This window comes from Martinezella multihospitum (assembly GCF_900094585.1).
Classification (GTDB): domain Bacteria; phylum Pseudomonadota; class Alphaproteobacteria; order Rhizobiales; family Rhizobiaceae; genus Rhizobium; species Rhizobium multihospitium.
The window spans coordinates 1,011,431-1,037,776 of the sequence record NZ_FMAG01000001.1; the positions used below are offsets into that span (position 1 = coordinate 1,011,431).

The following is a 26,346-nucleotide window of genomic DNA, read 5'->3' on the forward strand; positions in this document are numbered from 1 at the left end:
ATGGCACGTTTCCATCCCCTGACTGTTACCGATGTACGCCGCGAGACGCGCGATGCAGTCGTCGTCACGCTTGCGCCATCCGAAGAGGATCGGGCCGTCTTCGACTTCACGCAGGGTCAGTATCTCACCTTCCGCCGCAAGTTTGACGACGAGGAGCTGCGCCGCTCCTATTCGATCTGTGCCGGCAAGGACGAAGGCGTCTTGAAGGTCGGCATCAAGCGCGTCGATGGCGGCTGTTTCTCGACCTGGATCAATGAAAACCTGAAAGCGGGCGACACGCTGGAAGCCATGCCGCCGATGGGGGCATTCTTCACTGCGATCGAGCCTGACGTCGCAAGGCACTATCTCGGCTTTGCCGGTGGCAGCGGTATCACGCCGGTTCTCTCGATCATCAAGACGGTGTTGGCGCGCGAGCCCCGCTCGGTTTTCACGCTGGTCTATGCCAACAGGCAGATCAGCTCGATCATGTTCCGCGAGGAACTGGAGGATCTGAAGAACCTCTATCTCGGTCGCCTTTCGGTCCTGCACGTCCTTGAAAGCGAGGCGCAGGAAATCGATTTGTTCACCGGCCGGATCGACACTGAGAAATGCAAGGCGCTCTTCAAGCACTGGATCGATCTGACGTCGGTCGCGACAGCCTTCATCTGCGGCCCCGAGCCGATGATGCTCGCAATCGCTGCGGCGCTGCGCGAGCACGGCATGCGGGACGACCAGATCAAGTTCGAGCTGTTCGCCTCCTCGCAGCCCGGCCGTGCACGCCGTAAAGTGGAGAGCGCCGCCGCGGCCGATCATGGAACGAACTGCGAGGCAACCGTGACGCTCGACGGCGCGACGCGCGTCTTCAAGTTTCCAAAGCATGGCCAATGCCTGCTCGATGCCGCGCTCGAAAACGCGATGGATGTGCCCTACGCCTGCAAAGCCGGTGTTTGCTCCACCTGCCGCGCCAAGGTTCTCGAAGGCGAGGTCGAGATGGAGGTCAACCACGCGCTCGAGGATTACGAGGTACGCCAGGGCTATGTGCTGACCTGTCAGTGCTACCCGCTCACCGACCGCATCGTCGTCAGCTACGACCAATAAGCGCGTCCGCATCGAAGGGAGGAACGACATGTCCGAGACGATGCCGATCGAGCACTATCTGCAGGAGGGCGGCGTGCTGTCCTCGCCCGACAATGTGCCTCCGCGCTATCGCGGCGAATTGCTGCGCCTGATGGCGAGCTTCGTCGATAGCGAACTTGCCGGTTCCGCCGGCTTTGCCGATGTTATCAACGATGCGCCCGGTATTCAGGAGCGCATTTCCGCGGCGCGCATCGTGCTGGAAAAGACCGATCATGCCGGACTGGTCCTGACGGTCATGGAGACTTTCGGCGTCGATGGTGGCCGTTACGCCGTCCACCATCCCTGGGCGGCGCGCCTTTCCCGCAATGCCGATATCGGCGCGATCAGGCAGGGCGGCGACATGCGGCTTTCCGTCTTCCATTACCCGCTTGAAGGCTGGGTCGATGCGGTCGTCATGAACGTTTTGATGGGTGCCGCAAGCGTCGTGCAGCTGAAAGAACTCGCGCGCGTTTCCTACCAGCCGCTTGCCGAAGTCTTTCGAGCCATCCTGCCGCGCGAGACACGGCACGCGGAGCTCGGCGCTGCCGGTCTTGCCCGCATCGTCGCCGATGACGAGGGACGAGCGAAGGCGCGCGCTTCGGTTGCCTATTGGTATCCCCGCGTTGCCGAAAGCTTTGGCCATGCCGGCTCGGCCCGCTTCGAGACATTGTCGCGCTTCGGTCTGCGCCATACCCCTAACGAAACCCTGCTCGCCGAATGGCGAGCCGATGTCGATGCGCAGCTTTCTGCGCTCGGATTGACGTGAGCGATCCCGGGAAAGCCGCATGGCGGCTTTCGTTCGGGGTTGCTGGAAAAATGAAGGAAGGAAACACGGATGAACATCATGGCAAACCAGCCGCGCCGGCTTGAAAGCTATGTCGGAGGTACCTGGGTCGCCGGCGCCAAGGAAGGCGTGCCGCTGCTTGATGCGTCGACCGGTGTGCCCGTTGCGTCAATCGATTCCTCCGGCATCGATTTCAAGCAGACACTGGCGCATGGTCGCGACAAGGGCGGTCCGGCGCTCAGACGCATGTCCTTCCATGAGCGCGCCGCAATGCTGAAGGCGCTCGGACAGGCTCTGCTCGAGAGGAAGGAAGAGTTCTATGCGCTCTCGACGGCAACGGGCGCCACGCGGGCCGATAGCTGGGTCGATATCGAAGGTGGCATCGGAACGCTGCTGTCCTACGCTTCCAAGGGCCGGCGCGAGCTGCCGAATGCGCGCGTGCTGCTCGATGGCGACGTGGAGCAGCTCTCCAAGGATCAGAGCTTTTCCGCGCAGCATATTCTAAGCCCGCTGCAGGGTGTTGCCGTTCACATCAACGCCTTCAACTTCCCCTGCTGGGGCATGCTGGAAAAGATGGCGCCGACCTTGCTTGCCGGCGTTCCCGCCATTGTCAAGCCGGCGAGCCAGACCGCTTACCTCACCGAACTCATGGTTCGCCGCATCATCGAGACCGGCCTGCTGCCGGAAGGTGCGCTGCAGCTTGTCTGCGGTTCGGTCGGCGATCTCCTTGATCATGTCGAAGGCCAGGATGTCGTTACCTTCACCGGTTCCGCAGCGACCGGCCAGCGTCTCAAGACGCATAAGGCTATCATCGAAAACTCCGTTCGCTTCACCATGGAGGCAGATAGCCTCAATGCGGCCGTTCTTGGCCTTGATGCCGGCCCCGGCACGGAGGAGTTCGATCTCTTCGTCAAGGAAGTCGCCCGCGAGATGACCGTGAAGGCCGGTCAAAAATGCACGGCCATCCGCCGTGTCATTGCGCCCCGTGCCTATAGCGAGGCGCTGATATCGGCCCTGAACGATCGTCTCGGCAAGACGGCCATCGGTAATCCGGCCGATGAGACTGTTCGCATGGGACCGCTTGCAAGCCTCGACCAACGCGAGGAAGTGCGCGCCCGCATTCGGGATCTTGCCACCGAAGCGGAGATCGTCGGCGGCGATCCCGACAACCCGCGCATCCTGTCCGGCGATGCCAGCGCAGGCGCCTTTCTCAATCCCGTTCTGCTTTATTGCGACAAGCCGGGCGCGGCGCGTGCCATCCACGATGTCGAGGCCTTCGGCCCCGTCAGCACTGTCATGCCCTATGACACCGCGGAAGAGGCGGTCGATCTGGCGCGGCGCGGCAAGGGCAGCCTCGTTGCCTCCGTTTTCACCAATGACCCGCATTTCGCCGAGGAGGTGGTTCTAGGTCTGGCACCGTTCCATGGCCGCGTGATGATCGGCAACCGCTTGAGCGCCAAGAGCTCCACGGGCCATGGTTCACCCTTGCCGGGCCTCGTCCACGGTGGTCCCGGCCGCGCCGGCGGCGGCGAGGAACTGGGCGGTATCCGTGGCGTGAAGCATTATATGCAGCGCACAGCAGTTCAGGGCACTCCACGTCTGCTCTCCGCTGTGACGGGACGCTGGATGAATGGTGCGGATGCCCACAGCGGCAGCGAACATCCTTTCCGCAAATCGCTGGCCGAGTTGAAGATCGGCGACCAGCTCATCACCGCCACGCGCACGGTCACGCTCGACGATATCGAGCACTTTGCCAACTTCACTGGCGACACTTTTTACGCCCATATGGATGAGGAGGCCGCCAAGGCAAATCCGTTCTTCGAAGGCCGCGTGGCGCATGGCTATCTGATCGTCTCCTTCGCCGCTGGCCTTTTCGTCGATCCCGCTCCCGGCCCGGTGCTGGCAAATTATGGTGTCGACAACTTGCGCTTCCTGACACCGGTCAATCCGGGTGATACGCTCCAGGTGCAGTTGACCTGCAAGGAAATCAATCCCCGTGCCAATGCCGAGCATGGCGAGGTGCGCTGGGATTGCAAGGTAACGAACCAGCTGGATGCCGTCGTCGCGCAATATGACGTTCTGACGATGGTGGCGAAAACGAGAGAGTGAGCGCATGACGACAATCGAGCAAGACCCGCATCGCCTGGAAATGACCGTTCTGATGACGCCTGACATGGCGAATTTCAGCGGCAAGGTGCATGGCGGCGCCCTTCTGAACCTGCTCGATCGCGTCGCCTTCTCCTGTGCATCGCGCTATTCCAAGCAATATGCGGTGACGCTCTCGGTCGATCAGGTGTTGTTCAAGGAGCCGATCAATGTCGGCGAACTCGTCACCTTCCGCGCCTCGATCAACGATACGGGTCGCACGTCAATGGAAGTCGGCATCCGGGTCGAGGCGGAAAATATCCGTTCCGGCGAGCGCCGCCACACCAATTCCTGCTATTTCACCATGGTGGCCGTCGATGAAGCGGGCCGTCCGGTCCGCGTGCCGGAACTGGTACCGGCAACGCTGGTCGATATCCGCCGCCACAAGGCCGCCCAGCTTCGCCGCACCTTGCGCCGCGAATTCGCGCAGCGGCTCGAAGCGGTGGCGGAGACCGGCCGCGACGTCGAAGGATTGGGAGCCGGCTGAATGGCGCAGATCTATTCCTATGACGGCGTGATCCCGGTCATCGATCCCGCAGCCTTCGTGCATCCGGCTGCAACCGTCATCGGCGACGTCATCATCGGTCCCGCCTGCTATGTCGGGCCGGGCGCCGTGCTGCGCGGCGATTTCGGGCGCATCGTGCTCGAGCGCGGCTCGAACGTGCAGGAGACCTGCGTCGTACATAGCTTCCCGAATCTTGAGGTCACCATCGGCGAGGCGGGGCATATCGGCCACGGCGCGGTGCTGCATGGCTGCAAGATCGGCGCCAATGCCATGGTCGGCATGAATGCCGTCATCATGGACGAGGCCGTTATCGGCGAGAATGCCATCGTCGCCGCCATGGCTTTCGTCAAGGCCGGTGCCGAAATCCCGGCAAACAGCCTGGCCGTCGGCTCGCCGGCGCGTGTCGTGCGCGAACTCACGGCGGACGAGATCGCATGGAAGCGCCAGGGCACCGCCATCTATCAGCGTCTGGCGCTGGAGGCGAAGGAAAAGCTGGTGGCCGTCGAGCCGCTGGCTGCGCCCGAACCGGATCGCCGGCGCATCCGCGCGCCGGAATATGACCCGCTTATCCTCGAACGGATGAAGCTCGGCGACTGAGGCGCGATATCAGCGGACGGCCTTGACCCCTTCAAGGATGAGGGTGGTGGCGATGTCGGCATATTCGTCGCGGGTGATCGGGCCATTGGGACGGAACCACATGTAGACCCAGTTCATCATGCCGAAGAGCGACATGGTGACGGGCATCAGCAATGGCCTGTTCTTGTTGAGATCCGGGTTGAGGTCTTGGATCACACTGGAGAAGCGCTTGACGATGCGCCGCTCGATCGTCCTGATCTCCGAAAGCTGCTCCTGCGAGAGAGCATGCGTGCCGTTGAGCTGAACCTGATGTTCGTTGTCTGCGCCCTCATAGTTTTTCAACACGGCTTTCACGAGCAGGCGCAGCCGTTCCTGTGGCGTTACATCGGTGCGATCGGCTGCTTCGATCGCACTTTCCAGCTCAGTCAGATGCGTCTGCACGATATCGAAGATCAGTGCATCTCTGCCGGGATAGTAATGATAGAGCAGGGCCTTCGAGACATTGCTGTGTGAGGCGATCATCGACATGGAGGCTTTCTCCATGCCGACCTCGGCAAAGACCGCCGCGGCGCTTGCCAAGATGCCACGCTGTTTTTCCTCGAAATCAACTGCGCGCGTGCGTGCCATGTGGTCCTGCTCTGCTCATTTCCGATCGATATTAACTGTGCCTGGCGGCCGATCCTTCCTATACACGATCAAATCCTTGCCAAGCTATCCTGTACGACACCAATCATTCTTTCGGGCGGTTGTCGACGACGCGCTTTGCCTTGCCCTCGGAACGCGCGACGCTGCCCGGCGGATGCACGGTGATCTTCGTCGAGACACCGACCACGCTCTTGATGTGGTGGGTGAGTTCCTTTGCGGAAACGTCGCGCGCAGTTTCGTCGGCCGCTTCCAGGGTGCATTCGACATGAACGGTCATGTTGTCCATGCGGCCGGAGCGCGTCAGCTCGATCTGGAAGTGCGGCGCAAGCCCGCGACATTTCAGGATCTGCTCCTCGATCTGCGTCGGGAAGACGTTGACGCCGCGCAGGATCATCATGTCGTCCGAACGACCCGTGACCTTTTCCATACGGCGCATGGAGCGAGCCGTGCCGGGCAGCAGCCGCGTCAGGTCGCGGGTTCGGTAGCGGATGATCGGCAGGCCCTCCTTGGTGAGCGTGGTGAAGACCAGTTCGCCGATCTCGCCGTCAGGCAGCACCTCGCCGCTGACCGGATCGATGATTTCCGGATAGAAATGGTCTTCCCAGATATGCAGGCCATCCTTGCTCTCGACGCATTCATTGGCGACGCCCGGCCCCATGACCTCCGAGAGGCCGTAAATGTCGACGGCATGCATGTCGAAGGCCTGCTCGATTTCCTCGCGCATGGCGTTGGTCCATGGTTCGGCGCCAAAGATGCCGACGGCGAGCGAGCTTTCACAGGGGTCGAGGCCCTGGCGGCGGAATTCATCGAGGATCGACAGCATGTAGGAGGGTGTCACCATGATGATGCGCGGCTTGAAATCCTGGATCAGCGTCACCTGCCGTTCCGTCATGCCGCCGGAGATCGGCACGACCGTGCAGCCGAGTTTTTCGGCGCCATAATGGGCGCCGAGGCCGCCGGTGAACAGGCCGTAGCCGTAAGCAATGTGCACTAGATCGCCGGCCCGTCCACCGGATGCGCGGATACAGCGGGCGACGAGCGTCGCCCAGGTATCGATGTCCTTGGCCGTATAGCCGACGACGGTCGGCTTGCCGGTCGTGCCGGAGGAGGCATGGATGCGGGCTAGCTTCTCGCGCGGCACGGCGAACATGCCGAAAGGATAGGTGTCGCGAAGGTCCTTTTTCGTCGTGAAGGGAAATTTGGCGAGGTCTGATAACCTCTTAAGATCGGAGGGATGCACGCCAGCTTCGTCGAAGCGCTGCCGGTAAAAGGGAGAATTCTCGTAAGCATGGGTCAGCGACCATTTCATGCGTTTGAGCTGCAATGCGGAAATCTCGTCGCGCGATGCCGTCTCGATTGCGTCGAGTTCGCCGGCGCGCGGGAAAAGGTTTTCCATGAATGTCTCCTCCAGAAATGCCAGAGCGTTTCCGCTTCTCCTCGAAAGGCAGAAAACTCTATCCTCTTGTTTCCTCGCGCATTCTCGACGAAAAGCCGCTCGCTTTTCCTGGGAATGCCTTGGGCGCTGCCGGTGTGAACCTTATTCCGACAACAGCGTACCCTTGACCGTTCGCGAGTGGCCGCGGAATTCCGCGATCTGCTCGCCTTCCTGATTGGTGATTGCGATATCGTAGATGCCGCCACGCCCTCGGCGCGACACCTCCCGCGCCGTCGCCTTCAGCCGGTCGCCCTTGAAAATCGGCGCGATGTAGGTCACCGAACAGTGCTGGGCGACGGTGCGCTGGTTGTAGCTGTTGCAGGCGAATGCGAACGCCGAGTCGGCAAGCGTGAAGATGTAGCCGCCATGGCAGGTGCCGTGACCGTTCGTCATTGCCTCGGTGATTACCATCGAGAGCGTAGCCTCCCCCGGTGCTACGGCAAGCAACTCCATGCCGAGATGGCGGCTGGCATTGTCTTCGTCCCACATGGCTCTCGCACAGGCTTCCGCAAGCGCCTGCGGGGAAAGGCTTTGAACTGTGCTCATCGGCCCTTGAACTCCGGCTTGCGCTTTTCGAGGAAGGCCGTGACACCCTCGGCATAATCGGCGCTGCGGCCGGCCTCGCGCTGAAGGTCGCGCTCGAGATCGAGCTGCTCGTCGAGCGAGTTTGTCGCTGCCGCCTGAATGGCGCGCTTCGTCAGGCCGAGGCCCTTGGTCGGACCGGCCGCGAGCCGGGCGGCAAGCTCCGCTGCCTCTTCCATCAGCTTGTCGTCGTCCACTACGCGCCAGATCAGGCCCCAGCCGGCTGCCGTTTCGGCATCCAGCGGTTCGGCGGTCAGCGCCAGCGCCTTGGCGCGGGCTTCGCCGATAAGCCGCGGCAGGTTCCAGGTGCCGCCGGAATCCGGCACGAGGCCGATTTTCGCGAAGGCCTGGATGAAGCGGGCGGAGCGGGCGGCAAGCGTAATATCGCAGGCAAAGGCGATATTGGCGCCAGCGCCGGCGGCCACGCCATTGACCGCGCAGATCACTGGCTTTTCCAGGCTGCGAATGAGGCGCAGCAGGGGATTGTAGAAAGTCTCGATCGTATGGCCGAGATCGGGCGTGCCCTTGCGCGGATCGCGGTCGCCGAGATCCTGGCCGGCCGAGAAGCCACGCCCCGCTCCCGTCAGGAGGACCGCGCGCACGTCTGCGTCCTGATGCGCACGCTCGAAGCCGGCACGCAGCGCAAGGTGCATTTCCTCGTTGAAGGAATTGAGTTTGTCGGGTCGATTGAGCGTGAGGCTTAAGACGCCATCGGCAAGCGCCGACAGAATGGTGTCGGATTCGGACATGATTCCTCCCCGTCGCCCTTCCGATGGCGACCACAAAACTCTTGCATAAACCGACCGGTCAGTCAATTATAAAAGCGATGACTGGGAGGAAGATCATGACCGTCACCATCACGCATGAAGGCGCAATCGCCGTCGTCACCATCGATAATCCGCCTGTCAATGCGTTGTCGCAAGGATTGCGCCAGGCGCTGATGGAGGCGGTTTCGGCAATCGATGCGGATGCGACCACAAGCGCCGCCGTTCTCATCTGCGCCGGTCGCACCTTCATTGCCGGGGCTGACGTCAGCGAATTCGGCAAGCTGCCGGCTCCACCGCATCTTCCCGATATCGTCGCGGCGATCGAGGGGTCGAGAAAGCCCTGGGTGGCGGCGATCCATGGCAGTGCGCTTGGCAGCGGCCTCGAAGTGGCGCTCGGCTGCGCCTATCGCGTTGCCGTCGCCTCCGCAAACCTCGGCCTGCCGGAGGTGAAACTCGGTATCATTCCGGGTGCCGGCGGCACGGTTCGCCTGCCAAGGTTGATCGGTGCGGCCGCCGCCGTCGATCTGGTGACAAGCGGCGATCCAGTCGATGCGCGAAAGGCGCTGGCACTCGGTCTCGTCGACGCTGTTGTCGAGGGTGAACTGTTATTGGCTGCTATCGCGTTTGCTCGCGAGATTGCCGACAAGCCGAGACCGCAGCGGATATCGGAGCGCACCGTTCCGCCAGTTGAAAATGGCTTCTGGGAGCGCGCGGGGAAGGCCGTTATGGCCAAAGCGAAGCGGGAAATTGCCCCGCTTCGTGCACTTGCTTGTATCCGCGAGGCAAGCGAGGCAGATTTTGCGACAGCGACGGCCTTCGAGCGAGAGATGTTTCTGGAGCTTCGCGGTTCTACACAAGCGGCGGCCTTGCGTCATGTCTTCTTCGCCGAGCGGGCCGCATACCGCCCATCGGATATTGCCGGCGTGATGCCACGGAACATTCGCTCCGCCGCCGTCGTTGGAGGCGGCACAATGGGAGCGGGCATAGCGGCCGCCCTCAGGGATGCCGGCCTGCCGGTCGTTCTGATCGAACGCGATCAAGCCGCGGTCGAGCGGGGCCTTGCCAATATCAGGCAGATATTCGAGGGTTCCGTAAAACGGGGCCGCATGTCGCCCGCCGTCGCGACCGAGCGAATGGCGGGTGTCGTCGGTACGAACGATTATGATCAACTCGCCGACACCGATCTCGTCATCGAGGTGGTTTTCGAGGATCTCGCTGTGAAGCGAGCTGTCTTCGGCCGATTGGCTGAGGTTTGTCGAGCCGATACGGTGCTTGCCACCAACACGTCCTATCTAGATCCGGAAGAGATCGGCGAAGGACTTACGCAGCCGGAGCGCTTCCTGGGGCTGCATTTCTTCAGTCCCGCCCATGTCATGAAGCTTCTGGAGATTGTGCCGACTAGGAAGACGGCCACGGAAATCCTGGCGACTGGCTTTGCACTTGCTCGCCTGCTCGGGAAAATTCCGGTCCGTACCGGCATTTGCGACGGATTCATCGGCAACCGCATCCTGAAGGTGACGCGGATGCAGGCGGAACGGTTGCTGCTTTCCGGCGGCATGCCAGAGGCGGTTGATGCCGCCATGCGCGCCTTCGGCTTGCCGATGGGGCCTTTCGAGGCGCAGGATCTTGGTGGGCTCGATATTGCAGCCTTCCAGCGCAAGGCCGCGCACGCACGCGGCGAAACGCCCTTTGCTCCCGTCGCCGACCGGCTCTGCGCCATGGGGCGTCTCGGTCAGAAAACAGGTGGCGGCTGGTACGATTATCAGCCCGGCGAGCGCACAGCAAAGCCGTCAGATATCGTGACCGCCATCATTGCGGAAGAAGCCTCGGGATGGTCGCAAAAGATCTGGGGCGAGGCGGCGATAGCCGACGCCATCGTCCTGCCGATGGTGAACGAGGCGGCGCTGATCCTCGACGAGGGCATTGCGACCCGCGCCGCCGATATCGATCTCGTCAAGATCCATGGTTATGGCTTCCCACGCTGGCGCGGTGGCCCGATGCATTATGCGCAAACCCGCGGCCTTGCCGAAATCGTTGCCGTGCTGGATCGGCTTTCCATCTCGGGTCTTGCAGAACCGCCATGTGATGCCCTGCGTCGGGCGGCGGAAGATGGCAGCTTCCAGTCGCGTGAAAGGCGTTAGCGCACCGAATGTCCGCAAACTCCTGCATGCCGACAAGGGAGGCCGCGGGAGCGGTTGAATCTCTGCCTTGCTCAGTGCCCTTCGATTCTAAGGGGTGCTCGCGGCCGTGCAATCTGGCGGAATCGATATATTGAAGCCTGGCTCCAAGGTGTTTTGTTAAGGCAAAATTTGGAGAGGCCGATGCTACAGATACTGACACGACGAGACCGCAATACGGCGTCCTCGTATTTCACACAGATGTTCCGCGCCCGCGCGCTCGTCTTCCGTGATCGAATGGGGTGGGATGTCAATGTTGAGGGTGGTTTGGAGATCGACCGCTTCGACGACGAACACGATCCCATCTACTTGGCCGTGAAGGAAGAGGATGACGAGCTTACAGGCTCGCTGCGGCTGTTGCCGACAACGAGCGAGACGATGCTTTCGAGCGAGTTCCAGCATTTTTTCAACGAGGATCTCGATATCTGCAGCCCTTCGATCTGGGAGTGCACCCGGTTTTGCGTGCATCCTCCGCTCCAGGCCGGGCATCCGTCGTCGCAGACAGCCGCCGTCGAGCTGCTTTCCGGTCTTTGCCGCCTGAGCTTGAAATCGGGCATCGAGCACATCATGGGCGTCTATGATGCATCGATGATCGGGGTTTACCGGAAGATCGGATGGTCGCCGACGCCGCTAGCCCGCTCGCGGCCGGAGATCGGCAACCTCTATGTCGGCCTCTGGGAGGTGAACGAGGAGTCCGATCAGCGGCTTGAGCAGCGGCTGAGGACCATGCGCGGCAAGGATGACAGGACCCCCACCTTGCAATTCGCATCTTCGTCACCGGGCAATATTCAGTTCAGCTTTTGATGAGCTCGAGCGAGATTGCTTTCGCAATGGCCTGATTTGTGGTGCTGACATGAAGTTTGCGGCGGCCGGAGCTGAGATACAGGCGCACGGCGCTTTCGGAAATTCCAAGAATGGATGTGATCTGCTTCGGAAGCAGGCCGTGCGCCAGCAGTTCGAGGCACTCGGTCTCCCGCTTCGAAAGCCTGCGTCCGATGCTCTGCTCTCGCAGGCCGGACACGATCAATGACTGCTCATGCAGATAATAGGCGATCACCTGCAGATCGCCTATTATGCTGTTTCGCAATTGCTCCCAGTCGCCGCTCTTCAGATTTGAGGTAACTGTAAAAAGCGATCGCTCGCCGTGAGGCCCACGAACGACCAGCGTCAAACCGTAGCGTCCGACATCAAAAGCTTCGGCTTCGCGGAAAAAGGAAATGCTTTGCGGCGACTTCAGATCGAGGGTCGACCAGTCGAAGGGCAGAAATCCGTTGCGCCCAGCTTGAACAACGGGGTCGATCGAGAAGTAATCGTGCGCGATGTATGTCTCTACCCATTCCGGCGGGTAGGTCAGCAGGAGAAGCGGGTTTTGCTGAGACAGGGCAGCGATTTGCGTCACATGAAAGGCTGCGTTTGCCAGACCGTATAAAGAGCAGAACTTGAATAAGAACTGGCGCAATTCATCGATGTCATTTGCCTGAGCTATCTCAGACAAGCAATGAGATTGGCGTGATCCTGTCAACATAGTCTCACCATTGAAGCCGAAGTGAAAGCGGTGCTTGGGCCATGAGCAGCGCCTCTGGGATGTCTTTCAAAGTTTGAAGACCATCCTGGCGCTCCGACCGCACTCTCAGCTATTCAGAAGCCAATTTTTCGAGGGCATGATTGGGCTCTTAAAATTGTCGAAAACATAGCCGCTGCCAATCATATGAGGGTTGTGTTGACGCATCTTTGGATACACGCGGAAGATACGCGCCCAAGGCCCCTCGCCATGTGTCCATACGCGCCATATAGCGTTCCGCTACGCGCTCGCTGCTTCCTTCGAGACCATGCCGACGCTGGCATGTCGCTGTGAAATCCGCATCCAAATAGATGAGTGATCCGGCCGAGCAATCGAAACCTTCACCACGTCTGACGAATCCACATGGGCGCGCGATCATGCCGGCTTTAAGGCCGGGCAGGGGGCAAGCCATAATATCAGGCTCAACGAACGCACTTCCTTTACAAATGACCGACGGTCAGTCATATATGTGGGCTATCACTGTCAGGTTTTAGGAGCATGCGAATGGTCGTCCGTATTGAGAATGTGCGAGGCTCAACGCAGAGCGACACCTGCTTCCGACTTGTCGCATCGGGGAGTATCCAGCCATGATCCGTCACGATCTCAGCCATTGGCCGCTCGTACTTTCCGCCGCTCGTGGCACGATGTCGCTCGACGAGCAGCTCGCCTTCTTTTCGGACTGGAACGCCTGGCTCGATCGCGGCGAATCCTTTTCGACATTGCGTGTCTTCACTGATGCCGAGGCGCTGAAGCGGCCTGAGGGTGGCGCAAAGGATGCAAAGGTTTGGCTTCAGGCCAATGGCGTGCGTATCAGGCAGTTCGTCATTGGCATGGCGACCGTCGTACCGTCGGAGGCTCTTGAGGAGATGAGCCGCATGAATGCCGAAAAGCTGTTCGGAGTTCCCGCGCAGATGTTCGATGATGTCAATGAAGCCGCGATGTGGCTTGCTTCCCTTTCGGCGACGCAAGGAAGACCGCTGGACGTCGGAGGGGCGCTGCTAGGTTTGGCCGCTTTGCGCGGGCTGTCATGAGCGAGCATATGTCGATGTTGCCCGAGGGTGATGAGACGCATTGGCCGCTCGCGATACTGGTCGCGGAAACGCCGCTTGACGCGGACGGCGTGCGCGCGGGCCTCGATATGATCGAGTGCTGGCTGAGACGCGAACAGCCTTTTGCTCTCCTCCTGGTCGCGGCTTGCGGATTAGCGTTTCAAGGAGATGCAGCTGTGCTGCCCATGCTGGCACAGCGGCTGGATCTTGTTCGCGAGATGCTTTGCCGGTCTCTTCTTGGGGTCGCAGTCGTCGCCCCCGCATCGACGGTCGATGACGCTCGGCGAAGTCTTGCTCGTCTTCCGCTCGATATGCCGTTAGAAGTCTTCGAAAAGGGCTCGCTTGCGGTGAGGTGGTTGTGCGCATCTACGCTCTCTCCAGCGGGTATCATCATCGACAGCCTATGAACAGCGAGGAGAACCCGTGACCGTTACAGATCGTCCGCGTCCGCGCACCAAGCCGCCGGAAATTCGCCGTGAGGAATTGATGAATGCCGCGCAGCGACTGTTTCTGGAGAAGGGGTTTGCTGCGACCAGTGTTGCGGAGATCGTCGATGCTGCAGACGTCGCCAAGGGTACTTTCTACCTTTATTTTCAGACGAAGGACGATGTCCTTAAAGCCCTGCAGACACGTTTCGTCGAGCTCTTCTGCGAAAGGATCGATGCCGTCGCCAACGCGTCCGTCTCTGACAGTTGGGTGCGGCGGCTCGACGTTTTGATGGAGGCCTGCGTTCTCGGCTATCTCGACGAGGTCGCGCTTCACGATCTGGTATTTCATCAGTTTCAGCCGACGAAGCGGGACATGAAGCGTGCCAATCCTCTTGTCAGTCGCCTCATGTCCTTCCTTGTCGAAGGTCATACCGCCGGTGCGTTCGCCTTCGTCGACGCCCGGCTCACCGCCGTCATGCTGTTCAATTCCATGCATAGCGCAGTCGATGACTGTCTAGCCGATGGAGCTGAGGTTGACCGGCAGAAGCTTGTCGCAGCCGTTACCGACTTCTGTCGAAGGTCCGTCAACGGCTAGGCCGTTGCTGCCGCCTACGACAATTCCCGGCTTTTCTTCTACTGCCGCGCAGCGGGTATCGGCCGGCTCACATCCAAAGATCATCCGAAGGCCGATGCCGATCGTGTCGATCAATATAGTTCTGTTCCCTTATCAAAATTATAGGTAATAACTATTGTCACATAAATGAAATAGTTTTTAGCTATGAATTTCCTTGCGCCGTCCAACGTTAGCCCGCCTCCAATGCTGGCTGGGGTCAGGTCATTGAGCAAAGGAAAGATCATGAAAACGAAATCCATTTTTGTAGCCGCGGGCCTGCTGGCCTCCGTCGCCCTGCCGGCCATGGCAGCCGATGACGTCGTCACCATCTATAGCGCCGACGGTCTCCATGACGGCACGCCGAGCTGGTACGGCAACGAGTTCGACGCCTTCACCAAGGCAACCGGCATCAAGGTTCAGTATGTCGAGGCGGGTTCGAGCGGCGTCGTCGACCGGCTGTCGAAGGAAAAGTCCAACACCCAGGCCGACGTTCTCGTCACCCTGCCACCCTTCGTGCAGAAGGCTGCAAGCGAAGGCCTGCTCGAAGCCTACGCGCCCAAGGGTGCCGACAAGATCGAAGCACGCGACAAGGACCCGAAGGGCTTCTATGTCGCCATGATCAACAACTATCCGAACTTCATTTACAACAGCTCGGTCTTGAAGACGCCGCCGGCGACCTACCAGGACCTGCTCGATGCCAAGTTCAAGCAGAAGATCCAGTATTCCACGCCCGGACAGGCCGGTGACGGCACCGCCCTGATGCTGCAGGCATTCCACGCCTTCGGCGGCAAGGATGCCGGCCTTGACTACCTGAAGAAGCTGCAGGTCAACAATCTCGGCCCGTCGGCTTCGACCGGCAAGCTGACGGCGCTCGTCAACAAGGGCGAGCTCTACGTCGCCAATGGCGACCTGCAGATGAACCTCGCGCAGCAGGCCGACAATCCGAACATCAAGATCTTCTTCCCCGCAGGCCCGGACGGCAAGAAGACCGCCTTCTCGCTGCCCTACTACATCGCTCTCGTTTCCAGCGCGCCGCACTCGGAAAACGGCAAGAAGCTCATCGACTTCCTGCTCAGCGAAGACGCCCAGAAGGATGTCAGCGCCGTCGCCCAGGGCCTGCCTGTTCGTACCGACGTGCATCCGACCGATGAAAACTTCAATAAACTGCACGCCATCATGGACGGCATCGAAATCTGGACGCCGGACTGGAACAAGGTGCTCGCCGACCTGAAGCAGGACGTCGACGCCTACGGCAAGGCGATCGCGAGCAACTGATGGCGATGGCGAACACAAAGCCATCCGAGAGCGGCCGGTCGACGGAAACGTCGGCCGCGTCGGCCAAGCGGATCGCCTTCGAGAATGTGTCCGTTGCCTATAATGGTCTGACCGTTCTCGACTCGTTGAACCTGACCGTCAATCCGGGCGAGATCGTTGCCCTGATTGGTCCGTCCGGATCGGGAAAGACGACGGCGCTGCGCGCCGTGGCTGGCTTCGTGCGTCCGTCGAAGGGCCGCATCATGATCGGCGACCGCGACGTCACCAACCTTGCACCCTATGACCGCGATATCGGCATGGTGGTGCAGAATTACGCGCTCTTCCCGCATATGCGGGTGGAAGAGAATGTCGCCTTTGGGCTCAGGGCTCGCCGCACGCCGGAAGAAATTATCCGCGTGCGCGTACCGGAAGCCTTGGCGATGGTCGGTATGGCGGCCTATGCCAAGCGCTATCCGCGTCAGCTTTCCGGCGGCCAGCAGCAGCGCGTCGCAATCGCCCGTGCCATCGCCATCCGGCCACAGGTTCTGCTGCTCGACGAGCCGCTATCGGCGCTCGATGCGCAGATCCGCCGCTCGATGGTCGATGAGCTCGCAAGACTGCATCGCGAGCTGCCATCGCTTACCGTGCTCTATGTCACCCACGACCAATCGGAAGCGCTGACGCTTGCTAACCATATCGGCATCATGCGCGACGGAAAGCTCAGGGCCTTCGGCGATGCCCAGTCGCTGTTCCGCTACCCGCCGAACCGCTTCTCCGCGGAGTTTCTCGGCCGCGCCAACCTCCTTGAAGTCAAGGGCGTCCAACCGCTCGACGATCAACGGGCGCAAGTGCGGTTCGGCGATCAGGTGCTGGTGGCGCGCAACCATCATCGTCTGACGGCAGGCAGCGATTGCCTGCTCTGTGCTAGGCCGCATGATTTCCGCCTCGACGCACCACAGGGCGAGGGCAACCGGTTGACCGGCATCGTGCGCAGCGTCCAATGGCAAGGCGACAGCCACAATGTCACCATCGACATTGCCGGGCAGGAAGTGCGCATGTCTTCGGCGCCGATGAGCGCACCGCCCGTGCCTGGCGCGATGCTGACGCTTCACTTCAATCCCGCCGACGTCACTCTGGTGCCGGAGGACGGCGCCCATGGCTGACGTTGCCGCTGCCGCCACGATCGAGCGAAAGCCGATCTGGGACCGCCTCTGGAGCGTGCCGCCGCTGCTCGTCCTGGCGATCCTGTTCTTTTACCCGCTCGGTCTCATTGTCAGGCAATCGCTTGGCAATCCCGGTACCCTGTCACTCGCCGCATTTGCCGAGGTGCTATCGTCCAGAGAATTCCATGACGGGCTGCAGCATACCATCGTCATCGCGCTTGGCTCGACAGCCGGATGCCTCGTGTTCGGCTTCATCTTCTCGCTCGTCATCGCCTTCGTGCCCTTTCCTGGCGCGAAGTTCTGCGGGCGGTTGATCGACACTTTCATCGCGCTGCCGACCTTCCTGGTCACGCTCGCTTTCACCTTCATCTACGGCTCGGCCGGTCTCCTCAATGAGGGCCTGATGCGGCTGATGCAGGTGGATCTGCCGCCGGTCGATTTTCTCTATTCGCAATGGGGCGTCATCCTGGCGGAAACGACCGTCTATACGCCCTTCGTCATGCGGCCGCTGCTGGCCACCTTCTCGCAGATCGACCAGGCCCAGATCGAGGTCGCCAGCAGTCTTGGCGCCAGGCCCTGGCGCATCGTGCGGCAGGTCATCCTGCGGGCTGCCATGCCCGCCCTGATCGCCGGCGGCAGCCTCTGCCTGCTTCTGACGGTCAACGAATTCGGCATCGTGCTCTTCATCGGCGCCAAGGGCGTCATCACGCTGCCGGTGCTGATTTATGCCAAGGCGATCCAGGAGTTCGACTACACGACGGCCTGCGTCATTGCTGTGGTCAACGTCGTGCTGTCGCTTACTCTTTACAGCATCTATCGCGCCGTCATCGCTCATTTCGGAGGCAACCGTGCTGATATGGTCTAAGTCCGGCCGCCTCCTCGTCTGGGGCTTTGTCGTGCCGCTGTTTGCGATCATCTACGGCCTGCCGATCGCGGTCATCGCGCTCGCCAGCATCAGTGGCCAGTGGAACGACATCCTGCCGAGCAAGCTGACATTGGTTCATTATGCCAATGCCTTCCGCACGGACTCCTTTGATAGTTTGAAGGTCAGCATCATGACCGGCGCGATCGCCAGTGTCGCTGCACTTATCAGCGGCACCTGGGCCGCCCTGGCCCTGCGCAAGCTGAAGCCTGTCCGCAAGCGTATCCTCGATCTGATCTTCTTCGTTCCGAGCGCAGTCCCTTCTGTCTCCATCGGCCTGGGGCTGCTCGTCGCCTTCAGCCAACCGCCATTGCTCTTGAACGGGACGCGGATGATCGTGCTGATAGCGCATTTCGTGCTGATCTCCGCCTTCACCTACGGTAACGTCTCCGCCGGACTTGCGCGTCTGCCCGTCGAATGCGAGCAGATCGCCGAAAGCCTTGGTGCCCGCCCGTTCTATCGGTTGCGCCGCGTCACGCTGCCGCTGTTGATGCCCTATCTCGTCGCCGCTTTCAGCCTCAGCTTCGCGCTGTCGATGGGGGAGCTTGGTGCGACCGTCATGGTCTATCCGCCGGGGTGGGTCACCTTGCCGGTCAATATTTTTGCGCTGTCCGACCGCGGCGCCATCTTCGATGCGGCAACATTGACGATGATCCTCGGGGCAGCCACGTTAATCGTGCTGTGGGGTCTGTCTCGACTTTCCAACAGGTCGGTGCTGCGCTGAAGTCATTTCGCATGAAGCATCCAACCGAAAGCCAGTTGCCTCGTCGGGATCCGCAACCTATTGAAACGGACAGCTGTGCGATTTCTGAAGGTGGGGCTTTGTAGAATGCCGTCTGTCACGCTTGCGCAAATGAAGGCCGTCGAAGCATTGGCGCGCACGGGGAAGTTTTCCCGTGCAGCGGAGGATCTGGGCATCAGCCAGCCCTCGGTTTCGACGCAGATCCAGTCGTTCGAGGAATTGTGCCGCACCCGCGTCTTCATCCGCGATGGCCACAATGTCAGCGTCGCGCCGTCGGCGGTCGATCTGATCGCCAAGATCAGGGTGACGCTGAAGTGCCTGAGCGAAGTCGATCGCGCGATCACCGATACGACGTCGCTGAACGCGGGCACGATTTCCATCGGCTTTAGCGCGCACCGCCTCATCATGCCGGTCCTGACCGCGTTTGTTCGAGAATACCCTTCCTTGCGCCTGACGACACGAGGCGGGCCTTCTCTCGATCTTGCAGAGGCTGTGCTGCGCGGCGAGCTCGATGTCGCCGCCATCTCGCAGGTCGCACCCGACAGTCGCTTTTCATCGCTCAAGCTGCATGAATCCCGCGTGGCGATCTATGGCCGCAAGGGTGATCCGATGCTCGCCAAAGGCCGGCTGACGCTCGGCGATCTCGATGGCCGCGATATGGTGCTCTGGAACAAGTCGTCCGGCACCCGCACGCTGCTGGAGGATGCGGCGAACAAACAGGGTGTACGCCTGAAGCCGGTGCTCGAAGTTGCAACACTCGACGTTGCCTACGCCGCTGCGGCTGCCGGCATAGGGTTGGCGATCTCCATCGAAGGCGAGGTTCCGCCCGATGACCATATCGAGGTGGTGCCGCTGGTCGAGCCGGAGCTGGCGATCGGCCATTACCTCGTCACCCTGCCCGAATGCCGCGATCACGCGGCGATCCAGGCCTTTTTCGATGTTGCCAAGGAGCATGCGCGCGAAGTTGACGGCGGGCTGCCTCCAACTTGATTTCAAAATTATAGGTAAATCATATAATTTATGAGAATTTATAATTCTGTCATATCGTTTTGCTAGTGTTTACCCTATGGACTGACGGCCAAGGCTCAAGGCCGGCCGAGGAAAGGGTAATGAGATGGCGAATGGGTATGATCTTGCGGTTGTCGGTGCGGGTATCGTCGGCATCGGCGTGGCATTGGCGGCGGTGCGCCAGGGCAAGAAGGTCGTCGTCATCGAGCGCAATGCCAAGGCCGTCGGCGCTTCCATTCGCAATTTCGGTTTCGTCACTATCAGCGGGCAGAAGGCGGGCGCTCATTGGGAGCGCGCCATGCGCGCTCGAGACATCTGGTCCGAGATTGTCGACGAGGCCGGCATCGCAGTCATCCATCGCGGGCTGGTCATGCCGGCACGGCGTCCCGAAGCCGCAGCCGTTGTCGACGCCTTTCTAAAAACGCCGATGGGCGAGAAGTGCCGTTTGATGACGAAGGCCGAGGCTGGCGACCTCGTGCCGAGCCTGCGTCTGGATGGCGTTGAGACCATTCTTTACAGCCCGCACGAGTTGCGGGTCGAATCCTCCGAGGCGCTGCCGAAGCTCGCAGCCTGGCTTGAGGCCCGGCACAAGGTCGATTTTCGCTGGAACACGGCCGTTCGCGCCATAGAGGGAACGCGGATCGAGACCAGCCACGGCACGATCGAAGCGGACGCGGTCGTTGTCTGCCCCGGCGACGACTTCTCGACGCTCTTCCCGGATGTCATCGCCAGGCATCCCCTGACGATCTGCACGTTGCAGATGCTGCGGGTGACACCTGCTCAGCCGAGCCGGTTCGGTGCCGCCGTCATGTCGGATATGAGCCTGGCGCGTTACGAAGGTTTCGCAGACTTGCCGGAAGGGCAGACGCTTGGAAAGCGGCTTGATATTGAAGAGGCCGAAAGCCGCGCCGCCGGCATCCATCTGATCGCCGTCCAGTCCGCCGATGGTTCTCTCGTCGTCGGCGACAGCCACGTCTACGGCAATGCACAGCAGCCATTCGCCAGCGAACGCTTCGATCAATTGATCCTTGATGAGTTCGATCGCGTCTTCGATCTTCCAGGCCGTACCGTCGTCAACCGCTGGATCGGTACCTATGCCTCATCCAAGGAGCGGACAGTGCTGGTCGAGCGGCCCGCCGACCATATCCGCCTCGTCATGGTGACGGGCGGAACCGGCGCCTCGACCGGCTTCGCTCTCGGCGAACAGGTGATCGGCGATCTCTATTCTTCAACATCTCGGTCTTGGGAGTGAAACCAGTGAGCCAATTGAAAGCCGTTGTATTCGATTGGGCCGGGACGGTCATCGATTTCGGATCCTTCGCCCCCATGGGCGTCTTCGTCGAAGCCTTCAGCCGTTTCGGCATCGAGGTCACTATCGCGGAAGCGCGCGAGCCGATGGGTCGACCGAAATGGGACCATATCGACGCCATGCTGAAGCAGCCTCGCATCCGCGAACTTTGGACTGCCCGTCACGGCAAGGCCCCGACTTCAGCCGATGTCGACGCGGTCTACGAAGTCTTCGTGCCGATGAATGAGGAGGTGGTGCACCAGTTCGCCGATCTGGTGCCCGGCACAATCGAAGTCGTCGGAACGCTCCGCCAGCGCGGAATGAAGATCGGCTCCACGACTGGTTACACCCGCTCGATCATGGAGCGTGTCCTGCCGCTTGCGAAAGCGCAGGGCTACGAGGTCGACAATCTCGTCTGCGCCGGCGACTTGCCGCATGGCCGGCCGACGCCGATGAACATGTACAAATGCTTCCTCGATCTCGATGTCTGGCCGGCGCATGCGGTGGTCAAGGTCGACGATACCGGCGTCGGGATCGACGAAGGCGTTGCGGCCGGCTGCTGGACGGTCGGTGTTGCGCTCAGCGGCAATGAGGCGGGGCTCACTTTGCAGGAGATCGCGGCGATGGCGCCGGATGCGCTCGCCAAGGTCCGCGAGCGTGCAGCCGGCGTGCTGAAGGCGCAGGGCGCACATTATATCATCGACACGGTTGCCGATCTGATACCGGTCATCGACGATATCGAACGTCGGCTGTCGGTCGGTGAGCGGCCGTAATTTGGTTGGTATTTAGGGCTGCCGGTGCCCCGCCGAGGCAATCTCGTCCTTGGGCAGGCCGTCGTTAACTTGTTCGCACTTAACCTGGAGACCGTGGCTTCGCGGTGTGGTTGATGATGGATACTCGCGTCTTCCCGCTTGCCCTGCTTTTGATCTCCTGCGCAATTTGATAGGTATCGCTCCCGTCGATGCCCAGAATGGTAGGAAGGGAAGAGATGACTGATAGGCCTGAAAGCAACGCTGTCGATTTATCGGTTGACGAAGCCTTTTTCGAACTTCTGACCGGCAGTTTTCAACGCATTGTCGGCTCTTCCTTGATCGGTGAGGGCACGGGGCCGGATTGGCTCTATCGCGACGCGCCGTTTGTGGTCCTCGCTCACAATACGGATGACGATCCGCGTTTCGTCTACGCCAACAAGGCCGCGCAGAATTGCTTCGAATATCCATGGGACGAGTTCATAACGCTGCCCTCGCGGCTTTCGGCCGAGCTTCCCAACCGGGCAGAACGTCAGCAGCTGCTGGACGCGGTGACGCGCAACGGTTTCATCTCCGACTATCGCGGTCTGAGGATTGCGAAATCCGGACGGCGTTTCTGGATCGAGGCCGGCATCGTCTGGCAACTCTTGGACCGAGACGGCAATTTGCGCGGGCAGGCTGCAACGTTTTCCAAATGGCAGGATGCATAGGCCTTAGGATAGAGACGGACGGTTCAGCAGCTAGGCGCGCTTCATCGAGGCCGTAACGGTCGCGGAAGCAAGCAATCCGTCAGCGGTAATGAATCCAGGGTCGATCGCACCCTCGAATATGACGGCAAGAACCGGCACGTGTTCATCCCGCCAATCTTACGGCCATGAGCCTTGCAAAAGCGGCATGGCTATCGTGCAGGCATGTGCATTTTATTTAGGCGGATAATTGCCTATCTCCTGCGCATCAGCAAAGGAGACCGTAAAAATGAGAGTATTTGAGAAGATTAAGCGCTTTAGCGAACAGCGCAGAGCCATACGCGAGCTTTCCGCCCTTGACGATCATGTTCTTCGTGATCTCGGCATTGCCCGCTCGCACATCCCCTACGCCGTCAGCGGCGCCCGCGGCAACTAAGCTTTCTTTTCGAGCGCATACCCCTGAGGTATGCGCCGCCGCAAGAGGGCCTCTGCGCGAGCAGCATCATCGCCTCTCTTTGACAAGCAATAGTCAGTAGAAGCCGCATATCGTACGGTGATGCCTGGTAGCATAGAAGACGATCGCCCGGCTTGCGACGGGCTGGCACTTCCTCTTGACATGCCATTGGGAAATCATACCGGCGGCCAAGTTCGCGGGCGGCCCGAAACTCAACTGATGGCCAAGGTTTTTCGCTTTTGTCGTCGCGGATACTATGGCGAAGATTTCAGGCGGCTTGTTCGCAACTGCCTTTCATGTCCTGTTTTGCACAATATTCGAGTTCGATCTCGAGCAGCCTTGTTGCCTTGGCAAGGGCATCTTCGGCCTCAGCGAATAACTGTGGCTTATGCCCCATTCTGGCTTCGCCGTAGTTTCTTGCTCGCTGCAAAACGAGATCGGCCAAATCGATACATTCCGGCGTTGGTCGGACAAGGTTCAGGCAATATCGCAAATTAATCGCGACCTCGAGAGCGAATTCGGCTGCCGAGAAGTCCAATATCGCGCCCGGCGGCGCGGAACGGGCTAGAAATATCCTCCAGTGTTGGGTCATCGCAGTACCCCTCTTTTGGATCGATTGCGCGGGCATCGATATATTGAGTGCCAATTTTTGCGGAGGCACTATTGGGTTCCCAACCATGGCATTTGCATTGGCAAGGCGTCGGCGTGTCCGCAGTCATATCGACCAGACGAAGTCGTTTTCAATAACGCAATCATGCAATCGGGCTTCGGTCCAGCTCCCTCTTGGACGTTAGTCTGACGACATCTCGACGAAAGGTCTTGGCTATGATTGCTGAAGTCCAAGTAGAGGTCTCCCCGTTTGATAAGACTTGACCCCTGGCGGTGTTGCGGCGATTTGATATGGATCAGGGATCCTTGCCAGTCGGCGATAGATGGAGGCGCTTTCGGGCCACGGAGCGACGACCACTCGTCGCCGAAGCCAATCGGAGCCTCAGGAGGCCGTAGGTGTCGTTGCGTCGAAAGCTCATTGCTGCTTTGCCATGCCTGTTGTTGACCATGGTCAGCACAGCGCTCCCTTACACCATCAAAATTCACGGTGCTTCCGCGATATTTGCACAGCAAATAGTGGAGGCCAAAGGGGGTAACGGCAATGGCGGCGGTAATGGTAACGGCGGCGGAAACGGCAATGGGGGAGGCAACGGAAACGGCGGTGGCAACAGCGGCAATGGAGGCGGGAACGGAAACAACGGCAACGGCAATGGAAACGGGAATGGCAACAATGGCAATGGAAACGGCAATGCCAATGCCAATGCCAATGGCCAATCGTCCAGCACCAAGAGCGCAACGCAAAGTCAGGTCGATTCCGATCAGTCTACCGATGACGGCGGCGGCTCGATTACTGTTCACCACAAGGATGGCATGAGCGAAAATATACGGAGCGGACGGTATGTGATGAGGGATTCAAGAGGCCGCACCATCGTCAACCGCAATGCAACGACCGCCGACGAGCAGCGGCTCAAAGCATTCCTTCACTGACGGCGCCTCTCGAGCTCATCCCGGAACGCCATCGCAGCTTCCGTTCTGTTGCTCACTTCCAGCTTGGTGAAGATCTGGGTCATGTGATGCTTGATGGTCTTTTCATGCAGATCGAGCTTCAGCCCGATATGTTTGTTGCTCAATCCAGCAGAAGCCAGCTCGAGGACTTCCCGCTCGCGATCCGTCAATGCGCTGAAGGGATTGATCTGGGCACCGGATCCGTTGTCCGAGATCAGCCGCGCTGATAGCGTCGGTGCGACATAGCTGTCACCGGCCGCAATGCTGCGAATGATATCGGCGAGGGTCCGCGATCCAACGCCTTTGAGAACATAGCCTTTCGCACCGTTCTTGAGCGCCGCCATAACATCGTCGCTTGCCTCGGAGACCGTCAGCATCACGATCTTCTGATCGGGTATCTGCTCGAGGATGAGAGAGATGGCATCCAGCCCTCCTCCCGGCATGGAAATGTCGAGCAGCAGGATGTCCGGACGGTGTTCCGCCGCTATGCGCAGGGCATCCTCCTTGCTGCTGCCCTCACCGACGATGCTGAACCCATCCATTTCGGTCAGGCTTCTGATAACGCCCTCCCTGAAGAGAGGGTGGTCGTCTACGACCGCCAAACTGATTGCAGCTGTCATGCCTGCTCCATTTCCTCGATGTTCAGGGACATGCGAACGATGGTTCCCCGGTTCGACGACAAAAGTTGAAAAATACCGCCGAGGCTTTCGACCCGATCCCTGAGGCCGGCAAGGCCAAGCTTTTGCGGGCCGACCTCTTTCGGATCAAATCCCGGCCCTTCATCGGCAACCTCGATTACGATCTGGCCGTCTTCCAAGGTCTGCACGACCTTTTGTCCGATACCGCCGGCGTGCCGATAGCCATTGTTCAAGGCTTCCTGAACAAAGCGATAGACGCATATCTTTGCGGAGGTCGAAAGGTCTGCCGGCGTCGCGCCCACCAGAAGCGCAACGGTGACGCCGGTGCGCAGTTCGTGGGCTCGGATTGCGCGCCTCAGGAGGTCGATCAGATTGTCCGTCTCGATGTGGGGCAGCATCAGTCCGCTGCAGACGCTCCTGATTTCGGTCATGGCGTCGTCAAGACTGGACTTGATCGCGTGCAGCGACGCCTCGCGCTCGTTCGGTGAGGCCGTGGGGCTGATCAGGGTCTGGCTGTCCAGCCGCAAAGAGGCATAGGCGATCAATTGGGCGGGGCCGTCATGCAGGTCGGCGCCGATACGGCGCAAATAGCTCTCGTTAAGCGCCGCCGCACGCTGGGTCGCGCGTTGAACGCGGGCTCGCAGCGCCTCATTCTGTTGAAGAAGCGTCGACAGTTCGCCGATGCGGCCGTTGAGCGCCTTGCGCTGATTGTCGATGGTGCGGCTGCCGCGCAGGACGATGATCGACAGAAGAGCGAAGAATGTCAGAGTGAACAAGGCAACGACAAGCCAGCTCAGCAGGCGGGCCTGGGTGAGGCTCCACTCGAAATCGTTGGCAACCTCGTAAAATTCGGAGACGGCGACGACCTTGCCCGACCAGGGCTGCAGCACCGGATTGTAGATTTCCAGAAGCGGTTTGCCGCTATTGCGTTCGGCGACGCTTTCCACATCGTCGATCCTGTTGAATTTGGCGACCATTCGGCCGGAAAAAGCCGTCTTCAGGCTATCTGAGAGCGGAAATCGCTTTCCGGAAAGATCCTTGTTGTTGGAATAGAGGATCGTCCCGTCGTTACGCCACAATCGGAACGAAAACAGCCGCGTGCCAAGCGCGCCCTGACCGAGTGTTTCGTCAAGAGCGCGTGTGACTGTGTCATCGAGAGCCTGGGTGGTTTGCATATCCGGCAGAAGCGGGGCGATGACGCTGTCGACGTAAAGCGCCGTCGTTGCCGCGGAATTGCGCGTCACTGCATTTTCGATCAGGCCGGCAACGAAAGAGCCGACAACGAGCATCGCACAGAGCGCGACGAGGCCGCCGGCGAGCAGGAACTGTCTGGCCAAAGATTGGGAGTTCCAGCGTTCGATAAGACTTGCCAGAGATAGCTTGTATTTATGGTTTGCTCGCAGAACTGGCATAATCAGCACTGATCTCCCAACCCTGTATAGCTATCCCAGTGGGATGGAGTGTCAACTGTCGCAATGTCGGCACTGGTCGCCTTGTCCCGTGAAGAGGGTATTGCCATCCGGCGC

General features: G+C 60.2%; 28 protein-coding genes. 20 read left to right on the top strand and 8 right to left on the bottom strand.

Annotation, left to right across the window (positions count from 1 at the left end; all coding sequences use genetic code 11):
- The 5 genes from paaE to GA0061103_RS04575 all read left to right on the top strand — a co-directional run bounded on the left by paaE (position 1) and on the right by GA0061103_RS04575 (position 5,126).
- A complete protein-coding gene (paaE, locus tag GA0061103_RS04555) occupies positions 1–1,077 on the top strand; it encodes a 1,2-phenylacetyl-CoA epoxidase subunit PaaE (RefSeq protein WP_092707478.1) in 1,077 nt (358 codons plus the stop codon).
- Between the two features lie 28 nt (positions 1,078–1,105).
- Complete coding sequence (locus GA0061103_RS04560) at positions 1,106–1,861, top strand: Phenylacetic acid catabolic protein (RefSeq protein WP_092707480.1); 756 nt, start codon at positions 1,106–1,108, stop codon at positions 1,859–1,861.
- Positions 1,862–1,930: 69 nt separating this feature from the next.
- Positions 1,931–3,988: a phenylacetic acid degradation bifunctional protein PaaZ gene (paaZ, locus tag GA0061103_RS04565; protein WP_092707482.1), complete on the top strand. Its 2,058-nt coding sequence runs from the start codon at positions 1,931–1,933 to the stop codon at positions 3,986–3,988.
- A 4-nt stretch (positions 3,989–3,992) separates the two neighbouring features.
- Positions 3,993–4,511 carry an acyl-CoA thioesterase gene (locus tag GA0061103_RS04570; protein ID WP_092707484.1) on the top strand — a complete coding sequence of 173 codons (519 nt, stop codon included), beginning with the start codon at positions 3,993–3,995 and terminating at the stop codon, positions 4,509–4,511.
- On the top strand, positions 4,512–5,126 hold the full coding sequence (locus GA0061103_RS04575) for a transferase hexapeptide repeat family protein (protein WP_092707486.1): 615 nt from the start codon (positions 4,512–4,514) through the stop codon (positions 5,124–5,126).
- A gap of 9 nt (positions 5,127–5,135) precedes the next feature.
- On the opposite strand, the gene GA0061103_RS04580 is transcribed toward GA0061103_RS04575, so the two are convergent.
- The 4 genes from GA0061103_RS04580 to paaG all read right to left on the bottom strand — a co-directional run bounded on the left by GA0061103_RS04580 (position 5,136) and on the right by paaG (position 8,516).
- A complete protein-coding gene (locus GA0061103_RS04580) occupies positions 5,136–5,732 on the bottom strand; it encodes a TetR/AcrR family transcriptional regulator (RefSeq protein WP_092707488.1) in 597 nt (198 codons plus the stop codon).
- Between the two features lie 103 nt (positions 5,733–5,835).
- Positions 5,836–7,146: a phenylacetate--CoA ligase PaaK gene (paaK, locus tag GA0061103_RS04585; protein ID WP_092707490.1), complete on the bottom strand. Its 1,311-nt coding sequence runs from the start codon at positions 7,144–7,146 to the stop codon at positions 5,836–5,838.
- A 141-nt stretch (positions 7,147–7,287) separates the two neighbouring features.
- Entirely contained in the window at positions 7,288–7,731 is a 444-nt protein-coding gene (paaI, locus tag GA0061103_RS04590) for a hydroxyphenylacetyl-CoA thioesterase PaaI (protein WP_092707492.1), read from the bottom strand.
- Positions 7,728–8,516, bottom strand: a complete 789-nt coding sequence (gene paaG / locus GA0061103_RS04595) for a 2-(1,2-epoxy-1,2-dihydrophenyl)acetyl-CoA isomerase PaaG (protein ID WP_092707494.1) — start codon at positions 8,514–8,516, stop codon at positions 7,728–7,730. Before paaG ends, paaI begins: the two co-directional genes overlap by 4 nt.
- A 95-nt stretch (positions 8,517–8,611) precedes the next feature.
- On the opposite strand from paaG, the gene GA0061103_RS04600 reads away from it, so the two are divergent.
- Entirely contained in the window at positions 8,612–10,675 is a 2,064-nt protein-coding gene (locus GA0061103_RS04600; RefSeq protein ID WP_092707496.1) for a 3-hydroxyacyl-CoA dehydrogenase NAD-binding domain-containing protein, read from the top strand.
- 180 nt (positions 10,676–10,855) lie between these two features.
- Positions 10,856–11,515, top strand: coding sequence for an acyl-homoserine-lactone synthase (locus tag GA0061103_RS04605; RefSeq protein ID WP_092707498.1), 660 nt, complete (start codon positions 10,856–10,858; stop codon positions 11,513–11,515).
- Here GA0061103_RS04605 and GA0061103_RS04610 read toward each other — a convergent pair.
- Positions 11,505–12,236: a helix-turn-helix transcriptional regulator gene (locus tag GA0061103_RS04610; RefSeq protein WP_092707500.1), complete on the bottom strand. Its 732-nt coding sequence runs from the start codon at positions 12,234–12,236 to the stop codon at positions 11,505–11,507. The genes GA0061103_RS04605 and GA0061103_RS04610 overlap by 11 nt on opposite strands.
- A 623-nt stretch (positions 12,237–12,859) precedes the next feature.
- Here GA0061103_RS04610 and GA0061103_RS04615 point away from each other — a divergent pair.
- From GA0061103_RS04615 to GA0061103_RS04670, 12 genes are all read left to right on the top strand, one after another.
- Entirely contained in the window at positions 12,860–13,303 is a 444-nt protein-coding gene (locus GA0061103_RS04615) for a hypothetical protein (protein WP_092707502.1), read from the top strand.
- Positions 13,304–13,311: 8 nt separating this feature from the next.
- On the top strand, positions 13,312–13,728 hold the full coding sequence (locus tag GA0061103_RS04620; RefSeq protein ID WP_092707504.1) for a hypothetical protein: 417 nt from the start codon (positions 13,312–13,314) through the stop codon (positions 13,726–13,728).
- Between the two features lie 16 nt (positions 13,729–13,744).
- Complete coding sequence (locus GA0061103_RS04625) at positions 13,745–14,344, top strand: TetR/AcrR family transcriptional regulator (protein WP_245304653.1); 600 nt, start codon at positions 13,745–13,747, stop codon at positions 14,342–14,344.
- A 261-nt stretch (positions 14,345–14,605) separates the two neighbouring features.
- Positions 14,606–15,637 (top strand): 2-aminoethylphosphonate ABC transporter substrate-binding protein, encoded by a 1,032-nt coding sequence (locus tag GA0061103_RS04630; protein WP_092707506.1) that lies wholly within the window; start codon positions 14,606–14,608, stop codon positions 15,635–15,637.
- A 5-nt stretch (positions 15,638–15,642) separates the two neighbouring features.
- Complete coding sequence (locus GA0061103_RS04635) at positions 15,643–16,779, top strand: ABC transporter ATP-binding protein (protein ID WP_092708649.1); 1,137 nt, start codon at positions 15,643–15,645, stop codon at positions 16,777–16,779.
- A complete protein-coding gene (locus tag GA0061103_RS04640) occupies positions 16,772–17,644 on the top strand; it encodes a 2-aminoethylphosphonate ABC transporter permease subunit (protein ID WP_092707508.1) in 873 nt (290 codons plus the stop codon). Before GA0061103_RS04635 ends, GA0061103_RS04640 begins: the two co-directional genes overlap by 8 nt.
- Positions 17,628–18,425, top strand: a complete 798-nt coding sequence (locus tag GA0061103_RS04645; RefSeq protein ID WP_092708652.1) for an ABC transporter permease subunit — start codon at positions 17,628–17,630, stop codon at positions 18,423–18,425. The genes GA0061103_RS04640 and GA0061103_RS04645 overlap by 17 nt, the downstream gene beginning before the upstream one ends.
- A 105-nt stretch (positions 18,426–18,530) precedes the next feature.
- Complete coding sequence (locus GA0061103_RS04650; protein ID WP_092707510.1) at positions 18,531–19,433, top strand: LysR family transcriptional regulator; 903 nt, start codon at positions 18,531–18,533, stop codon at positions 19,431–19,433.
- A 124-nt stretch (positions 19,434–19,557) separates the two neighbouring features.
- Positions 19,558–20,703, top strand: coding sequence for a TIGR03364 family FAD-dependent oxidoreductase (locus GA0061103_RS04655; RefSeq protein WP_092707512.1), 1,146 nt, complete (start codon positions 19,558–19,560; stop codon positions 20,701–20,703).
- Between the two features lie 5 nt (positions 20,704–20,708).
- The gene (gene phnX / locus GA0061103_RS04660) at positions 20,709–21,512 is read left to right on the top strand and encodes a phosphonoacetaldehyde hydrolase (RefSeq protein WP_092707514.1); all 804 of its coding nucleotides are present in this window, start codon (positions 20,709–20,711) and stop codon (positions 21,510–21,512) included.
- A 215-nt stretch (positions 21,513–21,727) separates the two neighbouring features.
- Positions 21,728–22,198, top strand: a complete 471-nt coding sequence (locus GA0061103_RS04665; protein WP_092707516.1) for an MEKHLA domain-containing protein — start codon at positions 21,728–21,730, stop codon at positions 22,196–22,198.
- 265 nt (positions 22,199–22,463) lie between these two features.
- Complete coding sequence (locus GA0061103_RS04670; protein ID WP_083258017.1) at positions 22,464–22,610, top strand: DUF1127 domain-containing protein; 147 nt, start codon at positions 22,464–22,466, stop codon at positions 22,608–22,610.
- 286 nt (positions 22,611–22,896) lie between these two features.
- Here the strand turns inward: GA0061103_RS04670 and GA0061103_RS04675 are convergent, their stop codons facing one another.
- Positions 22,897–23,220 (bottom strand): hypothetical protein, encoded by a 324-nt coding sequence (locus GA0061103_RS04675; protein WP_092708655.1) that lies wholly within the window; start codon positions 23,218–23,220, stop codon positions 22,897–22,899.
- A 413-nt stretch (positions 23,221–23,633) separates the two neighbouring features.
- On the opposite strand from GA0061103_RS04675, the gene GA0061103_RS34960 reads away from it, so the two are divergent.
- Positions 23,634–24,164, top strand: a complete 531-nt coding sequence (locus GA0061103_RS34960; RefSeq protein WP_167376501.1) for a hypothetical protein — start codon at positions 23,634–23,636, stop codon at positions 24,162–24,164.
- On the opposite strand, the gene GA0061103_RS04685 is transcribed toward GA0061103_RS34960, so the two are convergent.
- Positions 24,158–24,802, bottom strand: coding sequence for a response regulator (locus tag GA0061103_RS04685; RefSeq protein WP_092707520.1), 645 nt, complete (start codon positions 24,800–24,802; stop codon positions 24,158–24,160). The two genes, GA0061103_RS34960 and GA0061103_RS04685, sit on opposite strands and share 7 nt — an antisense overlap.
- The gene (locus tag GA0061103_RS04690; protein WP_092707522.1) at positions 24,799–26,232 is read right to left on the bottom strand and encodes a sensor histidine kinase; all 1,434 of its coding nucleotides are present in this window, start codon (positions 26,230–26,232) and stop codon (positions 24,799–24,801) included. The genes GA0061103_RS04685 and GA0061103_RS04690 overlap by 4 nt, the downstream gene beginning before the upstream one ends.
- Positions 26,233–26,346 lie beyond the last annotated feature (114 nt).

Excerpts from the sequence above, each read along its gene's own strand:
- GA0061103_RS04640 (WP_092707508.1), top strand. The coding sequence starts at position 16,772 with ATGGCTGACGTTGCCGCTGCCGCCACGATCGAGCGAAAGCCGATCTGG.
- paaZ (WP_092707482.1), top strand. The coding sequence starts at position 1,931 with ATGAACATCATGGCAAACCAGCCGCGCCGGCTTGAAAGCTATGTCGGA.
- GA0061103_RS04620 (WP_092707504.1), top strand. The coding sequence starts at position 13,312 with ATGTCGATGTTGCCCGAGGGTGATGAGACGCATTGGCCGCTCGCGATA.
- paaK (WP_092707490.1), bottom strand. The coding sequence starts at position 7,146 with ATGGAAAACCTTTTCCCGCGCGCCGGCGAACTCGACGCAATCGAGACG.
- GA0061103_RS04570 (WP_092707484.1), top strand. The coding sequence starts at position 3,993 with ATGACGACAATCGAGCAAGACCCGCATCGCCTGGAAATGACCGTTCTG.
- GA0061103_RS04650 (WP_092707510.1), top strand. The coding sequence starts at position 18,531 with ATGCCGTCTGTCACGCTTGCGCAAATGAAGGCCGTCGAAGCATTGGCG.
- GA0061103_RS04560 (WP_092707480.1), top strand. The coding sequence starts at position 1,106 with ATGTCCGAGACGATGCCGATCGAGCACTATCTGCAGGAGGGCGGCGTG.
- GA0061103_RS04690 (WP_092707522.1), bottom strand. The coding sequence starts at position 26,232 with ATGCCAGTTCTGCGAGCAAACCATAAATACAAGCTATCTCTGGCAAGT.
- GA0061103_RS04630 (WP_092707506.1), top strand. The coding sequence starts at position 14,606 with ATGAAAACGAAATCCATTTTTGTAGCCGCGGGCCTGCTGGCCTCCGTC.
- GA0061103_RS04670 (WP_083258017.1), top strand. The coding sequence starts at position 22,464 with ATGAGAGTATTTGAGAAGATTAAGCGCTTTAGCGAACAGCGCAGAGCC.
- GA0061103_RS04665 (WP_092707516.1), top strand. The coding sequence starts at position 21,728 with ATGACTGATAGGCCTGAAAGCAACGCTGTCGATTTATCGGTTGACGAA.
- paaI (WP_092707492.1), bottom strand. The coding sequence starts at position 7,731 with ATGAGCACAGTTCAAAGCCTTTCCCCGCAGGCGCTTGCGGAAGCCTGT.
- GA0061103_RS04675 (WP_092708655.1), bottom strand. The coding sequence starts at position 23,220 with ATGACCCAACACTGGAGGATATTTCTAGCCCGTTCCGCGCCGCCGGGC.
- paaE (WP_092707478.1), top strand. The coding sequence starts at position 1 with ATGGCACGTTTCCATCCCCTGACTGTTACCGATGTACGCCGCGAGACG.
- GA0061103_RS04600 (WP_092707496.1), top strand. The coding sequence starts at position 8,612 with ATGACCGTCACCATCACGCATGAAGGCGCAATCGCCGTCGTCACCATC.
- GA0061103_RS04580 (WP_092707488.1), bottom strand. The coding sequence starts at position 5,732 with ATGGCACGCACGCGCGCAGTTGATTTCGAGGAAAAACAGCGTGGCATC.
- GA0061103_RS04655 (WP_092707512.1), top strand. The coding sequence starts at position 19,558 with ATGGCGAATGGGTATGATCTTGCGGTTGTCGGTGCGGGTATCGTCGGC.
- GA0061103_RS04610 (WP_092707500.1), bottom strand. The coding sequence starts at position 12,236 with ATGTTGACAGGATCACGCCAATCTCATTGCTTGTCTGAGATAGCTCAG.
- GA0061103_RS04615 (WP_092707502.1), top strand. The coding sequence starts at position 12,860 with ATGATCCGTCACGATCTCAGCCATTGGCCGCTCGTACTTTCCGCCGCT.
- GA0061103_RS04605 (WP_092707498.1), top strand. The coding sequence starts at position 10,856 with ATGCTACAGATACTGACACGACGAGACCGCAATACGGCGTCCTCGTAT.
- GA0061103_RS04685 (WP_092707520.1), bottom strand. The coding sequence starts at position 24,802 with ATGACAGCTGCAATCAGTTTGGCGGTCGTAGACGACCACCCTCTCTTC.
- paaG (WP_092707494.1), bottom strand. The coding sequence starts at position 8,516 with ATGTCCGAATCCGACACCATTCTGTCGGCGCTTGCCGATGGCGTCTTA.
- GA0061103_RS04575 (WP_092707486.1), top strand. The coding sequence starts at position 4,512 with ATGGCGCAGATCTATTCCTATGACGGCGTGATCCCGGTCATCGATCCC.
- GA0061103_RS04635 (WP_092708649.1), top strand. The coding sequence starts at position 15,643 with ATGGCGAACACAAAGCCATCCGAGAGCGGCCGGTCGACGGAAACGTCG.